The following is a 14,979-nucleotide window of genomic DNA, read 5'->3' as shown; positions in this document are numbered from 1 at the left end:
CGCGACGATGCTGTCGCGGTGTGCCGTCGACGGTAGGGCCCGCCACGTTGCAACGCGTTGCAGAGCGGATGCCGGGGCCCGCCGGGCAACGTCAGCCGCGGTCGCGCAGGGCCTCGTCGACGGCACGGGCCAGCGCGGCGAAGCGGGCCGATCCGGGCAAGTCCTCGACGAGCACCGCCCGCCCGTCCGAGTCGGCCAGCGGCACCTGCCAGTTCGGGTACTGCGTGTCGGTGCCGGGCTGGTTCTGCACGCGCCGCTCACCGACGGCGTCGACCAGCGCGACGCCGAGCAGCTCGCTCGGAGCGGCGATCAGATAGCGGTGCAGCGCTTCGATGACGTCCTCCTCGGACGCATCGGGGCCGAGCAGCCCTCGCTCGCGCAGCGCGGCGAGCATGCCCTCGCGTTCGGCGCGCGCCTGCGCGCGGGCCTCGGCCTCGGGCTGCTCGAGCAGACCCAGGCGAGCGCGCAGGGTCACGTGCTCTTCGGCGAGATACCCCGCGGTCGGGGGCAGGTCGTGGGTGTTGACGGTCGCCAGCAGCGCGGTGCGGTACCGCTCGGGGGCGAGCGGCCGGTCGCCGTCGCGCTCGAACCACAGCACCGAGGTGCCCAGGATGCCGCGGGCCGAGAGGTAGTCGCGCACCCAGGGCTCGACGTTGCCGAGGTCTTCGCCGATGATGACGGCGCCGGCACGGTGGGCCTCGAGGGCGAGCACGCCGATCATCGCCTCGTGGTCGTAGCGGACGTAGGTGCCGGCGTCCGCGCCGATGCCGGCCGGAATCCACCACAGCCGGAAGAACCCGATGATGTGGTCGATCCGCAGCGCGCCCGCGTTGCGCAGCAGCGTGCGGATCATGTCGCGCAGCGGCGCGTATCCGGCGCGTTCGAGTGCGTGCGGCAGCCAGGGCGGCTGGTTCCAGTTCTGCCCCTGCTGGTTGTACATGTCGGGCGGGGCGCCCACGGTCATCCCGGTGGCGTACATGTCCCGCAGCGACCAGGCATCCGACCCCTGCGTGTGCACACCGACAGCCAGGTCGTGCATGACGCCGATGCGCATGCCCGCCTCGCAGGCGGCCTGCTGCGCCGCGCCGAGCTGCTCGTCGGCGATCCACTGCAGCCAGACGTGGAAGTCGACGCGGTCGGCCAACTGCGCGCGCAGGTCGGCCACGAGGGACGAGTGGATGTCCCACGCCTCGACCGGACGATCGGTGCCGTCGTAGTGCTCCTCGAGCGCGCACCACAGCGCGAAGTCCTCGAGGGGCCGGCCGTGCGCCGTGCGGAAGGCCTCGAGCGAGAGCGCGCGCGCCGCCGAACGCGGCGCGCGATGGACGATCTCGAGCGCCGCGCGCTTGGCCGCCCACGCGGCATCGCGGTCGATCCGCTCGGGATCGTCGTCCGAGGCCGCGACCGGCGCGCGCAGGTCGTCGACGCGCGCCCGATCGGCGGCCGACAGGTAGGCGGACTCGCGGATGTCCTCGGGGCGCAGATAGAGCGGAGCCAGGAATCGACGGGTCGCCGGCAGGTACGGCGACGGCTCGATCGGCGACGTCACCTCGGCGGCATGCACGGGGTTGATGAGGAGGAAGTCAGCACCGCGGTCGCCGGCGATCGAGGCGAGATCGGCGAGATCGGCGAAGTCGCCGATGCCCCACGACCCCCGCGAGCGCACCGAGTACAGCTGCGCCATGAGCCCCCATGCGCGACCGCCGTATCCCGGGCGCGACGGCGGCGGGTCGAGCCGCCGCGGGGTGACCACCAGCACGCAGCTCGCGTCGGCGTCGGCGCCGCCCTCGCCGTGTGCGATCTGCTGCGCGTAGACCTCGTGCCAGCCGAGCGGCAGATCCGCCGGCACGGGCACCCGCACCCGCCACAGCGCCACTCCGTCGACGACGCGCTGGCGAGGCTGCTGCCACGGGATCGGCAGGTCGCGCCATGAGCCGTCCTCGAGCTTGATCTCGAGCCGCACGTCATGGCCGTCGCGCACGTGGACGTGCAGTTCACCCGCGCCCTGCACGACGACGACGGAAGGCGGCAGCAGGCGACGCCACGCATCGTCTTCGACCCGGGCGAGGCCGGCCGCCGGATCGGAGGCATCCACACCCATTGCCGAGAGCACCGCGTGCAAGGTGCCGGCGGGCACCTGCACGTGATCGCCGAAGAACGACCAGTACGACGCGGCGACGCCGTGCGCCTCGGCCAGCGCGACGAGGGCCGCGTCGGGCGCGGCATCCGTGTCATCGCGTTCGGATGTGTCGGTGGGCATCGGTTCCTCCGGACTCACGCCTGATCCTGCCAGGTCGCGCGCCCGCCGCGCACGCTCGCCGCCCCTCCCGCGAGAATCGCCATGCCGGATGACAATCGGCGGCGCGCGGGTGATTCCCGGCCGGCACACCGATTCTCAGCGGAGTTGCGCGGGGTGCGGTCACTCCAGCTGTTCCAGGCGGGCCACGACGCCCGCGCGGCGCGGCGAGCGGGCGGGCAGCATGCTCAGGCACAGGCGCAGCAGGTCGGCGTCTTCGCTTCCGGCCTCGGTGTCGGCGTACGCCAGCAGGACATCGACGGATGCCTCGGCCATGAGGCCCTCGCGCAGGGTCGCCGTCACCCGGGTGCGCAGTTCTTCGACCCCCGGCGCGACGGAGTCGGGCAGCACCTCGCCGCGGAACGCTGCCAGCGCCACCCGGTGCGCACCCCGATCGAGCAACGACAGCACGTGCTGGACGTCGGTCTCGAGCCGCGCCGGCAGCCGGTACGGCCGAGACGTGGGGACCAGCGCCGGAGCCGTGGCTTCGAGCGACTTGCGCAAACGCACCATCTCAGGGCGCAGCGTGGCCGCGGCATCCGCCGTGCCGTAGACGAGCTCGCCGAGCCGTTCGGCCGACAGACCCTGCCGGTGAGTGGCGAGCATGAGCAGGATCTCGGCGTGCCGAGTGGTGAGTTCGACGATGCGCTCGCCGTCGGAGCCGGCCACCTCGAGCAGCCCGCGGTCGCGACCCAGCACCCGCAGGGTCATGCGCTCGATCTCGCGCGGCTGCGAGCGCCGCGAACGGGCGGGCGTCATCGACTTCTCGCGCAGGCGCGCGACCATGATCTCGCCCTCGATCGCGCGGGCGGTCGCGTCGACCAGCAGCTGCGCCTGGGGTGAGACCGCCTCGACGCCGCCGGTCACGTCGATCACGCCGATGAGGCGGCGGGTCTCGGGGTCGTGCACCGGCGCTGCCGTGCACGACCACGGCTGGACGAGGCGGTTGAAGTGCTCGGCCCCGCGGATCTGCACCGAACGGTCGAGCGCCAGCGCCGTGCCCGGCGCCGACGTCCCCACCGCGGCCTCCGACCAGTTGGCTCCCGCGACGAAGCCCATGTCGGCGGTGAGCGCCCGCACCGAGCGGTCGCCCTCGACCCAGAGCAGGCGGCCCGCGGCATCCCCCACCGCCACGATCACGCCCGAGTCCTCGGCCCCGCCCGGCAGGAGGAGCCCGCGCACCATGTCGATCACCCCGCCGAGCGGGTGGGCCCGTCGGTACTCGTCGAGGCTGTCGGAATCGAGGTCGAGCGGCGGCAGGCCCTCGACGCCGACGAGTCCTTCCAGCGACCGGCGCCACGAGTCGCGCACGAGGTCGCGCACGTCGGCGAGCCGCTCATCGGCCGCATTGCCCGCGAGCAGCTCTTCGTGCGCACGCTCGATCAGCAGCCGGGAGGTCTCAGCCGAGACGTCCCGCCGAGACGACCACGGCGATGACATGGGGCTCCGATCGACGTCGGTGGAGCGTGCCCACCAGTGTAGGCGCCGCCCGCGCACGCGAGAGGGGCCCGGGCGCAGTGCCCGGGCCCCTCCGCGTGTGGTGGCTCTAGCCCTTGGGGCCGTTGCCCGGCTTGCCCGAGGTCGGAACCTCGACGGCCGCGCCCTCCGGTGCCGCCCAGAAGATCGCGCGCGCGATGTCGCTGAACGCGCCGACCGGGTGGGTGCGGAAGGTGGGGCTGTTGCCGAAGACGAACGCCTTCGTGCCGGTGGCGCCGATCGCCGAGAACGCGGAGGGCATGCCCGCCGAGTCCGCCTGCGAACGACCCGTCGACGCGGCCCAGTGACCCGAGACGAACGGGTCGGTCGCGGCGTAGGTCTGCTCGACGGTGGCGTTGTCACCGAGACCGGTGAACCAGCCGAACGGGTAGCCGAACACCGTGTCCTGCGGGTAGTCGCCGAGCACGCCGTCGGCCGGGGTGTCGACCAGCGCGATGCCGTTCGAACCGCCGGTGCCCGTGGTCGTCGACACCGTCGTGATCCCGAAGGTGTTCACGAAGCTGCCGCCCGCGCTGCCGCGGCCCACGACCGGCTTACCCGCCGCGATGAAGTCCTCCACCTGCTGACGGCCGACCGCGGTCGAGCTGCCGAAGTTGAGGTTGCCCCCGACGAACAGCAGGTCCACGGTGGACAGGTCGACGGTGCCGTTCGACAGCGTCGTGGTCGTGACCGGCACGATGTCGGTGAACCCGAGCTTGGTCAGCATGTCGCGGTCGTCGGTGCTGTTGACGTACGCGACGGTGACCGGGCTCAGCGCCGTGGACTCCTCGCTCGCCAGCACCGCACCGTCGCTCGCCGTGAAGTCGACGCCGTAGATCGCGGCGACCTCGGTGGCGGCTGCCTTGCCTGCGGCATCCGCCTTCAGCAGAACCGTGCCGTCCTCGAGCTGCGAGAGCGCGATGCCCTCGCCGAGCAGCTCGTTGATCGCCTGGTAGTCGGCGACACCGCGGGGCTCGAACGCGAGGTAGGTCTCCCACTTCTTCGGGTTCTTCGGCAGCGAACCCGACAGCGACAGCTCGGTGACGGGCTTGATCGCCTTGGTCGGCACCGAGCCGCCCGAGGTTCCGATCGGCAGCACGTCGGCGCCCCACAGCAGGGCGAGGCTCCATGCCGAGATGTCGTACATGTCGGGCACGCGCTCCGAGATGTCGCTTCCCTCGTCGAGCAGCACGTTGGCGAGGCCGCGCAGCGGCTGGTGCATGTCGACGTAGTACGAGCCGGCCGGGTACCAGACGCCTTCGTACTTGAACGGGGCGTTCGTCTTCGACACCTGGATGTCATTGACCAGCAGCTGCTGGACGAGCATCTCGGCGTCGGAGGTCGAGCGCTGCGTCTCGTCCATCGGGATCACGTACGCACGCGGGTAGTCCGCGTTGTAGACGTCGGTCTCGTCCCAGATCTCGACCCACTCGGTCGGCATGTCGGCCGGCAGGTCCGAGGCCTCGACGTCGGCCGGGATGACCACGCTCGGCTCACCCGCGATGCCGCGGCGGAAGATCTCGATCTGGTTCTCGAGCAGCGCGTCGCTGTTGACCTCGATGTAGTCGACGATCGTGTCGATGACGATCTCGGCCACCTCGATGTTGATCGCGGACCGCTCAGCGCTCACGGTCGAGCTGCTCGTGCGGCCGAGCGGCAGCTCGACGGTGTTGGTGATCGCACCCTGGTACGCGACGTACTGCGGGGTGAAGATCGGCGGCCAGTCGTCCCACCCGGCACGGATGTCGCGGTACGGGATGCGGATCTTGCCGGTGTTCTCCGTGGTCGTGCGGCCGTTCTCATCCAGGTAGGTGTTGCCCGGGATGTCAGCCTCGGTGACGTTCTTCTCGATCTCGAGAGCCGTCGCGTAGGCGTGGGGAAGGAACAGGTCGTACTCGTAGTTCTCACCGTGCGGCGGGCCGCAGGGCTCGATCTGAAGCACGTTGGTGTAGCCGTGGATGTCGATGTAGTAGGTCGGCTGGATGATCGACGAGAGGTCGCGGATCACGGCGGCCTCGGACGTGGCGCCGGTCACCATGTCGCGGTTCGCGTCGTAGCCGTTGGCGGTCGCCCGCTGACCGAGAGCGCGGCCGTCGGGGTTGTTGGTGACGGTGAAGTAGAGGCGGTTGTTCTCGATGATCTCGAGCACCTCGGGGTCATCGCTCAGCGCGAGGTCCTCGATGTAGTTGAGGCTCGCGTCGGTGCCCTCCCACTCGTTGCCGTGGATGTTGCTGTTGAACCAGATCGGCACCTTGTAGCCGGCCTGCAGTGCGGCATCCGCTGCCGCCGCGTCGGGCTGGAACTTGACCTTGTCGCGCCACGCGGCCTGCTGCTTCACCTCGGCGGCGGTCTCGGGGGCGGTGACCGTGACCATGTAGATCTCGCGGCCGAGCTCCGACATGCCCACGACCTGCGCCGAGACGCGGTCGCTCTGCTCCATCAGGTCGTTGATGAACGGCGCGATCTCGTCGTACGGCATCACACCGCGGTGGATCGAGGCGTCGGTCGGGTCGTCGGGAACAACCGTGAGCGCCTGCTGCGAGGGGTAGGACGTGGGCATCTCGATGTATGGCGAGAAGGGCCGCACGATGTCGAGCGCGGGCGGCTCGACGGCGGCGTTGGCGGCGGGCGCGGCGACCAGCACCGTCGTGAAAACGACGGCGGAGGCGGTCACGCCCGCGAGGGTACGTCTGAGCACGGGTTGCTCCATTCGGGTGGGCCACGACGGCACCCAGGGTGTGCGATCGCGGCGACGGATGGGGGGTCCACTGACGATCCGCAAAGGCGGATTGCCTCCGAACCTAGCGATCGCGATGTTTCCGTGGAGAGGCGCCCCGTTACGGTTGTGTAACGACTCAGCCTCGCGAAGCCCACCATTCGCGCAGCCGCTGCTCTGCGGATTCGGGCCCGATCAGGCCTTCGTCGAGGCGGATGTCGAGCAGGAACCGGTACGCCTCGCCGACCTCGCGGCCCGGACCGATCCCCAGGACTTCCTGGATGCGGTTGCCGTCGAGCTCGGGACGCATCGCCTCGAGCTCTTCCTGTGCGGCGAGATCGGCGATGCGGTTCTCGATGTCGTCGTACGCCCGGGCGAGCTTGGCCGCCTTGCGTCTGTTGCGGGTCGTGACGTCGGCGCGGGTGAGGATATGCAGCCTCTCGAGCTCATCGCCGGCGTCACGCACGTAGCGGCGCACCGCCGAGTCGGTCCACGCGCCCTCGGCGTAGCCGAAGAAGCGCAGGTGCAGCTCGATGAGCCGGGCGACCACGGTGGTGGTGTCGGCGTCGAACCGCAGCTCCTTCATCCGTTTGCGCGCCATGCGCGAGCCCTTGACGTCGTGATGGTGGAAGGTGACGCCGCCGCCGGGCTCGAGTCGGCGGGTCGCGGGCTTGCCGATGTCGTGCAGCAGCGCTGCGAGTCGCAGGGGCACGTCCGGCGGGGCATCGGGATGCCGCGCATGCTCGAGCTCGATCGCCTGGGCCAGCACGGTGAGCGAGTGCTCGTACACGTCCTTGTGGTGGTGGTGCTCGTCGACCTCGAGCCGCAGAGCGGGCACCTCGGGCAGGAACAGCTCCATGAGCCCGGTGTCGACGAGCAGCCGGACGCCGCGCACCGGGTCGTCGGTCTGCAGCAGGCGCACCAGCTCGCCCTGGATCCGTTCGGGACTCACGATCGAGAGCGTCTCGCGCAGCCGCACCATCGCCTCGACCGTGGCCGCGTCGACATCGAAGCCGAGCTGCGACGAGAAGCGGGCGGCGCGCAGCATCCGCAGCGGATCGTCGCCGAAGCTCACCGCGGCGTCGATCGGCGTGCGCAGTCGGGCCGCAACGAGGTCTTCGACGCCCCCCGTCGGGTCGACGAGGTTCTGGGCGGGCACCCGCAGCGCCATGGCGTTGACGGTGAAGTCGCGGCGCAGCAGATCGCCCTCGAGGCTGTCGCCGAATTCGACGACGGGCTTGCGGCTGGCGCCGTCGTAGCTGTCGGCCCGATAGGTGGTGATCTCGACGTGCTCGCCGCGCACCTTCGCGCCGATGGTGCCGAACGCGCGGCCGATGTCCCACTGGGCCTGCGAGATCGGGGTCACGATGCGCAGGATGTCGTCGGGTCGGGCGTCGGTGGTGAAGTCGAGGTCGTTGGTGGTGCGGCCCAGCAGCGCGTCGCGCACCGGACCGCCGACGATCGCGAGATCGTGGCCGGCGGCCGCGAATGCCTCGGCGAGCGCCGACACGACCGGCGAGGTCGCGAGTGCACCCAATCGGGCGACGCCCTCGGCCATGTTCAGCATGGTTCGAGCCTACGGCCGGTCGCCCACCCCCGTGAGAATCAGCGGGCCGGGCGGGAATCGGCGGCGCGCCGGTGATTGTCGGCCGGCACGCCGATTCTCAGATCAGGGGAACGCGAGGAATCCCGTCATCACGAGCTCGCGGATGCGCGGCAGCAGGTCGGCGCGCAGCGCGGCCGCATCGGCGTCGAGCAGCTCGGCGACGGCATCGATGAGCACGCCGACGGGCAGGTCGCCGTCGCAGGCTCCGACGACGCCGGCCAGGGCCGGGTCGACCTCGACCACGCGGGCGAAGCCGGCGCCCTGGCGCAGTTCGATCACGCTCGGCGACTCGCTGCCCGGCAGGTGGTGACGTGCCTCGGTCACGTCGCCGGCGACGACGAAGACCGTCGCCGACAGCGCATCGTCGTCGAGGTCCGCGAGGCGGTCGTGCGCGGCGAGCGCAGCGGCGAAGTGCCCGCCGAGCACGCCCTCGGCGACGGGGGTGGTCACGGTCTCGTAGCGGCTCAGCGTCGGGCTGCCTGATTCCGGGCGCCGCAGCAGCACGTACCCGAACCCGATCTCGGTCACACCGCGACGTGCGAAGTCGTCGAGCCACGCGGTGATGAGCCGTTCGTACTCGTCGGTGCCGGCAACCGTGCCGCCGTCTCGCACCCACAGCGCCGCGTAGGCGAGCGGGTCGAGCCGCTCGCGCTCGACGATCCACGCGTCGACGGCGACATCGGATGCGGCGACCCACTGCGCCGCACGCTCGAGCCCCGGCGTGCCGTCTCGCGTCTCCCAGTTGCCGAGCAGCTGAGCGATACCGCCGGGTCGAAGATGTCGCCCCGCTCCGCTGATCACCGACGCGACCAGGGCGTCGCCTTCCAGCCCGCCGTCACGGTATTCGTACGCGGGAACGGCGTCGAGCCGCGGTGTGATGACGAAGGGCGGGTTCGACACGATGCGGTCGAACGTCTCGCCCGCGACAGGCTCGTACAGACTGCCCCGACGGGTCTCGATGTGCTCGACACCGTTGAGCAGGGCGTTCAGGCGGGTGAACCGCAAGGCGCGTTCCGAGACATCGGTCGCGACCACGGCGTCGACGTCGCGGCGCACGCGCAGGCTCTGGATGCCGCACCCCGCGCCCAGGTCCAGCGCCCTCTCGGCCGGCGTCGGAACCACCAACGCGGCGAGTGTGAGGGATGCCCCGCCGACCCCCAGGACGTGGTCTTCGGGCAGCGGCCCCCGCAGCGCCGCCTCATCGAGGTCGCTCGCGATCCACCACGCACGCTCATCGCGGGAATCCGCGTACGCCTGCGGCCGCACGAGGGCGGCCGGAACGACGGCGTCACCGTCGAGGGCGACGAGTCCGAGGTGGGCGAGTCCGGTCGCGCCCGTGCGCGGAAGGGCGGCGTCGACCGCGCTCCGCGGCTGCGCCACCCCCAGCGCGAGCAGGAGCGCCAGCACGGCGAGCGGATCCGCCCTCCCCGCGAGCGCTCGCTCCGCAGGTGACCGCAGACCGCGTCCGACAGCGTCGTCGGCGAGGGCACCCCACGCCTCACGCACCGCACTCGCGGTGAAACCGGCCTCGCGCAGGTCGTCGGCGAGCGATCCGCACAGGCGCGCGTCGGGAACCGGCGACATCCGTCCAATCGGTGGCATCCGCCCATTCAACCGCGACTGACCGTCTCGCGGCGGGCGGGCGCAGGCCCGGAACGTAGAATCGGGGTCGAATCGTGCGGTCCGAAATCGCACAGGAGCGAAATCCAGGATGACCGTGACCCCCCTCGGCCCCGGCCGGACCGCGCACCACCCCCCGCGGGCCCGCGCGGCGTTCGCGGTCTTCGCGGCTCTGCTGGCGGTGCTGGCATTCGCGATCGCCCCGCCGAAGGCGAGCGCCGCACCGCTGGGCATCACCCTCACGCTGGCGCCGGTCGGCAACGGCATCGTCGAGCCGGGCGACGCGCTCACCGTTTCGGTCGCGCTCGCGAACGCCTCGTCGTCGCCGACCGTCCCCGCACCGGCGACCTTGTCGATCGGCGCGGCGCCCTTCGCCGATCGAAGTGCGCTCACGGCATGGCTGGCCGGACAGACATCGGGCGTGACGGTGGCAGCGGCGGGAACAGCGGTGCTCCCGTCTGTGGATGCCGCGTCGTCGGGGGCGACGCCGATCGCCGTTCCCGGTGACGATCCGCGGCTGACCGGCCTCGTGCCGGGTGTCTACCCGTTGCTGATCGAGGCGACCCTCGGCGACGAACCACTCACCGCAACGAGCGTGATGACCGTGCCCGATCCCGACGGCCCGGCGTCGGGCGTCGGGGTGATCGTGCCGATCACGGCCGGCGCCATCGACGTCGGGCTGCTCGGGGCCGACGCGGTCGCCGGGTTGACGGCGCCGGCCGGCGCTCTCACGGCCGCCCTCGACGCCGCAGACGGCACCGGCGCGATCCTGGCGGTCGACCCGGCGATCCCCGCCGCCATCCGCGTGCTCGGCGACGAGGCGCCCGCCGACGCCACCGCATGGCTGGCGCGTCTCATGACCATGACGAACAGCCGTTTCGCACTGCAGTTCGGCGATGCCGATCCCGTCGCCCAGCTCGCCGCCGGGCAGACGCGCCCGGTGGGCCCGACCTCGCTGACCGCATATCTGGATTCGACCGCCTCCGCCGGCGAGCCCACCCCCGACTCGACCGAGAGCGCCGACGCCGAGACGAGTCCGCCGAGCCTGACGCAGCTGCTGGACATCGGACCGGCCCGCGCGTCGGTGTACTGGCCCGGCGCGGGGACGGTCGACGCCGACACCGTGGCCGCGTTGGGCGGCCTCGGCGACGACGAGGCGGCATCCCTCACCGTGCTGTCCTCGGCCGAGGTCGATCGCAGCGCGGCGTCGGCCCGCGCCGATGCCGACGACGCGTCGCTGCTGGTCTACGACGCCGACGTGTCGAGGATGCTCGAACAGGCGTCGCTGCGCGAGGGAACCGCGCTGCGCGCCTCGTCGCTGACAGCCGCGACGGCATTCCTGGCGTTCGCACGGGCCGAATCCGCCGGCCGCCCCATCGTGGTGACCGTGGGCCGCGCCGACGACCGCTCGCGCATCGCGCTGCGCACCGCGATCGCCACGGCGATGGATGCCCCGGGCCTGTCGCCGCGCGACCTCGATACCCTGATCGCCACCGACGCCGTCACGGCGCGCGTCACCGCGTCAGCCGGCGACGACGCACGCGCGGCTGCGGCATCCGATCTGTTCGCCCAGGAGGTCGAGCTCAGCCGCTTCGCGACCATCCTCGACGACCCCGCGCTGCTGACCGGTCCGGAGCGCGCCGAGATCCTGCAGCTGCTCGGGCTCGCCTGGCGGCCGCAGCCGGGCGAGTGGCGCCGCGCCGTCGTCGACCACGAAGAAGCGACGGCGACGACGCTCGATTCGGTCGGGCTGCTGCCGACGAGCACCGTCAACCTCGTCGGCTCGGGCGCGGGCCTGCGCTTCAGTGTGCGCAACGACCTGCCCTACCCCGTCACGCTCGTGCTGTACGCGATGCCCGACGACCTGCGCCTCGACGTGCAGCGCGCGACGAACGTCACGGCGACCGCCGCGAGCAACACGCGCGTCGAGGTGCCGGTCCAGGCACGCGTCGGCAACGGCGAGGTGACGCTCGCCCTGCAGCTGCGCAGCCCCACGAGCGTCGCGATCGGCGACACCGAGTTCGTCGACGTCAACGTCCGCGCCGAGTGGGAGGGCGTCGGCATCGCCGCGCTCGCGATCGTCGTCGGAGGCCTTCTGGTGATCGGGCTGTTCCGCACCTTCCGTCGGCGGCGTGGGCGGCCCGACCCCGCCGTCGTGCACGACGAGGCGGAGACCGATCGATGAGCGGAATCGGACGCGCGAGCGTCATCATCGGCGCGGGCACCATCGTCTCGAGGCTCACCGGGTTCCTGCGCACCGCCGTGCTGGTGTCGGCCGTGGGCGCCATCGGCCAGGCATCCGATGCCTTCGGTGTCGCCAACCAGCTGCCCAACAACATCTACGCCATCGTGGCGACCGGTCTGGTGGCGGCGGTCATCGTTCCGCAGATCGTACGCGCGGGCGCCGACCCCGACGGCGGACAGGCGTTCATCTCGAAGCTCGTGACGCTCGGCACGGTGGCGCTGCTGGCGGTCACGATCGTCTCGACGCTGTGCGCGCCGCTTCTCGTGGCGCTCTACGCCGACGGGTTCAGCGCGGAGCAACAGGCGCTCGCGACCGCGTTCGCGTACTGGTGCCTGCCGCAGATCGTGTTCTACGGCGTCTATGCGATCCTCGGCGAGATCCTCAACGCCCGGCGCGTGTACGGCCCCTATACGTGGGCGCCGATCGCGAACAACCTCGTCTCGATCGTCGGCTTCCTCGTGTTCATCGCGCTGTTCGGAGGCCCACGAGAGACCCTCGACGGCTGGACGCCCGAGATGATCACCCTGCTCGCGGGAACGGCCACGTTCGGCATCGTGGTCCAGTGCCTGGTGCTGCTCGTCTTCTGGCGCCGAGCGGGGTTGCGTCTGCACGCCGACTTCCGGTGGCGCGGCATGGGGCTCCGCCTCATCGGCAGACTCGCGGGCTGGACGTTCCTCATGGTCGTCGTCGGCCAGCTCGCCGGCATCGTGCAGTCGCGGGTGCTCTCGCCCGCGTCCGGCGTCGGTCCGGCCAACTTCGCGACCGCGAACGCGTGGCTGCTGTTCATGCTCCCGTACTCGATCATCGTGCTCTCGATCGGAACCCCCTACTTCACACAGCTCAGCGAACACGCCAAGGCCGGCCGCGATGACGAGGTGCGTGGCGACATCGTGCGCAGCATCCGCACCTTGGGCCTGTTCGTCGTCGTCGCCACCGCCGCGCTCGCCGTCGCCGCGGCACCGGCGTCGCGCATGCTCACCAACAGCGCCGAAGACGCCGTCGCCGCCGCGTGGGTGCTGGTCGCCTTCCTCGTGAGCCTCGTGCCGCTGGCCGTGCTCTTCGTCGTGCAACGGACCTTCTACGCCTACGACGACACACGCACCCCCTTCTTCTTCATGCTCGTACAGTCAGTGCTCGTCGTGGTCACGGCGCTCATCGCGAGCGCCCTGCTGCCGCTCGAGTGGCTGGCGGCCGGTGTCGCCCTCGGCCAGTCGCTGGCGGGCATCATCCAGGTCGTCATCGCCACGTGGCTGCTCGAACGCCGCCTCGGCGGACTGCGGATCGGCACGTGGCTCACTGCGCTGGCCCGCTTCACAATCGCGGCGATCCCCGCGGCGGGTGCGGGGTGGCTCGTCTTCTTGCTCAACGGAGGCGTCGACGGCTGGATGCTCGCCGACAAGTGGTGGGGCGCGCTCGGCGCGGGCCTCATCGCGGTGGTCGTGCTCGCCGTCTATCTCGGGATGCTGGCGCTCCTGCGCGCCCCGGAGCTGACCCCCGCCCTCGCGCTGGCGCGGCGACTGCTGCCCGGTCGTCGTTGACAGCTTCCGTTAACCAAGGCGGAATCACCGGTGCGTAGCATTGGTTGCAGTACGTGGAAACACGAGAAGGGGGCGCTGTGCGTCACGTCATCATCATCGGTTCGGGCCCCGCAGGCTACACCGCGGCCATCTACGCCGCGCGCGCGAATCTCGAGCCCCTGGTGCTCGCGAGTTCGGTCGAAGCGGGCGGCGAGCTCATGAACACCACCGAGGTCGAGAACTTCCCCGGCTTCCCCGAGGGCATCCAGGGCCCCGAGCTGATGGCCAAGATGCAGGCGCAGGCCGAGCGTTTCGGCGCGGAGGTCGTGTACGACGACGTCGTGTCGGTCGAGCTCGACGGCCCGGTCAAGAAGGTCACGATGGGAAGCGGCGCCGTTCACGAGGCATCCTCGCTCATCTACGCGACCGGATCGGCACCGCGCAAGATCGGCATCGAGGGCGAGCAGCGGCTGTCGGGTCGCGGCGTCTCGTATTGCGCCACGTGCGACGGATTCTTCTTCCGCGAGAAGACGATCGCGGTCGTCGGCGGTGGCGACTCGGCGATGGAGGAAGCCACGTTCCTCACCAAGTTCGCCTCGAAGGTCTACGTCATCCACCGCCGCGACGAGCTGCGTGCGTCGAAGATCATGCAGGAGCGCGCCTTCAAGAACGACAAGATCGAGTTCGTCTGGAACAGTGCGGTCGCCGACATCCTCGGTGACGAGGCCGTGACCGGTGTGGTCCTCGAGAACACGGTCGACGGGTCGCGCAGCGAGCTCGCGCTCGACGGCATCTTCGTCGCGATCGGCAACGACCCGCGCACGCATCTCGTCCACGGACAGCTGGACCTGACCGACGAAGGCACGATCTGGGTCGACGGCCGCTCGTCGCGCACCTCGGTTCCCGGCGTGTTCGCCGCGGGCGACGTGCTCGACCCGACCTATCGGCAGGCCGTCACCGCGGCCGGAAGCGGCACGATCGCTGCACTCGACGTCGAGCACTATCTCGCCGCACTCGGCGAAGCCGGCGCCCCGGATGCCACCGGTGATCAGATCGAAGGACTCCCCGAGGCCGACGCCGCCTGACACGTTCACGAAGCGGGCCCGGAACATTCCTGCCGGCCGCGACGTTCACACAGTGTGGATGCTTCCCCACGACTTCCGATTGAAGGAGAGAAAATGACCGCCAAGGCCACCACTTCGGCCACTTTCGAGCAGGACGTGCTCCAGGCCGAGGGTCCGGTGCTCGTCGACTTCTGGGCAGAGTGGTGCGGGCCGTGTCGCATGGTCGCGCCGGTGCTCGACGAGATTCAGGCTGAGCACCCCGACAAGATCACGGTGCTCAAGCTCAACGTCGACGAGAACCCCGACCTGGCGATGAAGTACCAGATCACCTCCATCCCCGCGATGAAGCTCTTCGACAAGGGCGAGGTCGCGACCACCATCATCGGTGCGCGTCCCAAGTACGCCATCGAGCAGGAGCTCTCCGACTACCTCGGCTGAA

9 protein-coding genes are annotated in these 14,979 nt (G+C 70.9%); 4 read left to right on the top strand and 5 right to left on the bottom strand.

Annotated elements, in window-relative coordinates; translation table 11 throughout:
* Window positions 1-91 precede the first annotated feature (91 nt).
* From malQ to ABD663_RS10690, 5 genes are all read right to left on the bottom strand, one after another.
* Window positions 92-2,260 (bottom strand): 4-alpha-glucanotransferase, encoded by a 2,169-nt coding sequence (malQ, locus tag ABD663_RS10710; protein WP_344738329.1) that lies wholly within the window; start codon window positions 2,258-2,260, stop codon window positions 92-94.
* Window positions 2,261-2,419: 159 nt separating this feature from the next.
* Window positions 2,420-3,736, bottom strand: coding sequence for a GAF domain-containing protein (locus tag ABD663_RS10705; RefSeq protein WP_344738327.1), 1,317 nt, complete (start codon window positions 3,734-3,736; stop codon window positions 2,420-2,422).
* A gap of 106 nt (window positions 3,737-3,842) precedes the next feature.
* A complete protein-coding gene (locus ABD663_RS10700) occupies window positions 3,843-6,446 on the bottom strand; it encodes a M14 family zinc carboxypeptidase (RefSeq protein WP_344738325.1) in 2,604 nt (867 codons plus the stop codon).
* A gap of 181 nt (window positions 6,447-6,627) precedes the next feature.
* Window positions 6,628-8,055 carry a CCA tRNA nucleotidyltransferase gene (locus tag ABD663_RS10695; RefSeq protein WP_344738323.1) on the bottom strand — a complete coding sequence of 476 codons (1,428 nt, stop codon included), beginning with the start codon at window positions 8,053-8,055 and terminating at the stop codon, window positions 6,628-6,630.
* A 102-nt stretch (window positions 8,056-8,157) separates the two neighbouring features.
* Window positions 8,158-9,678: a DUF7059 domain-containing protein gene (locus tag ABD663_RS10690; protein WP_425561796.1), complete on the bottom strand. Its 1,521-nt coding sequence runs from the start codon at window positions 9,676-9,678 to the stop codon at window positions 8,158-8,160.
* 127 nt (window positions 9,679-9,805) lie between these two features.
* Here ABD663_RS10690 and ABD663_RS10685 point away from each other — a divergent pair, with 127 nt between their 5' ends.
* From ABD663_RS10685 to trxA, 4 genes are all read left to right on the top strand, one after another.
* The gene (locus tag ABD663_RS10685) at window positions 9,806-11,899 is read left to right on the top strand and encodes a DUF6049 family protein (RefSeq protein WP_344738319.1); all 2,094 of its coding nucleotides are present in this window, start codon (window positions 9,806-9,808) and stop codon (window positions 11,897-11,899) included.
* Window positions 11,896-13,497, top strand: a complete 1,602-nt coding sequence (murJ, locus tag ABD663_RS10680) for a murein biosynthesis integral membrane protein MurJ (protein WP_344738317.1) — start codon at window positions 11,896-11,898, stop codon at window positions 13,495-13,497. Before ABD663_RS10685 ends, murJ begins: the two co-directional genes overlap by 4 nt.
* Window positions 13,498-13,574: 77 nt before the next feature.
* Window positions 13,575-14,561: a thioredoxin-disulfide reductase gene (trxB, locus tag ABD663_RS10675; RefSeq protein WP_344738315.1), complete on the top strand. Its 987-nt coding sequence runs from the start codon at window positions 13,575-13,577 to the stop codon at window positions 14,559-14,561.
* Window positions 14,562-14,654: 93 nt separating this feature from the next.
* Window positions 14,655-14,978: a thioredoxin gene (gene trxA / locus ABD663_RS10670; protein ID WP_344738313.1), complete on the top strand. Its 324-nt coding sequence runs from the start codon at window positions 14,655-14,657 to the stop codon at window positions 14,976-14,978.
* The last annotated feature ends 1 nt before the right edge of the window (window position 14,979 follow it).

It is taken from the genome of Microbacterium awajiense (assembly GCF_039536545.1).
GTDB classification, from domain to species: domain Bacteria; phylum Actinomycetota; class Actinomycetes; order Actinomycetales; family Microbacteriaceae; genus Microbacterium; species Microbacterium awajiense.
The sequence above is the reverse complement of the archived record's forward strand: the minus strand, read 5'-3'. Positions and strand labels throughout refer to the sequence as shown.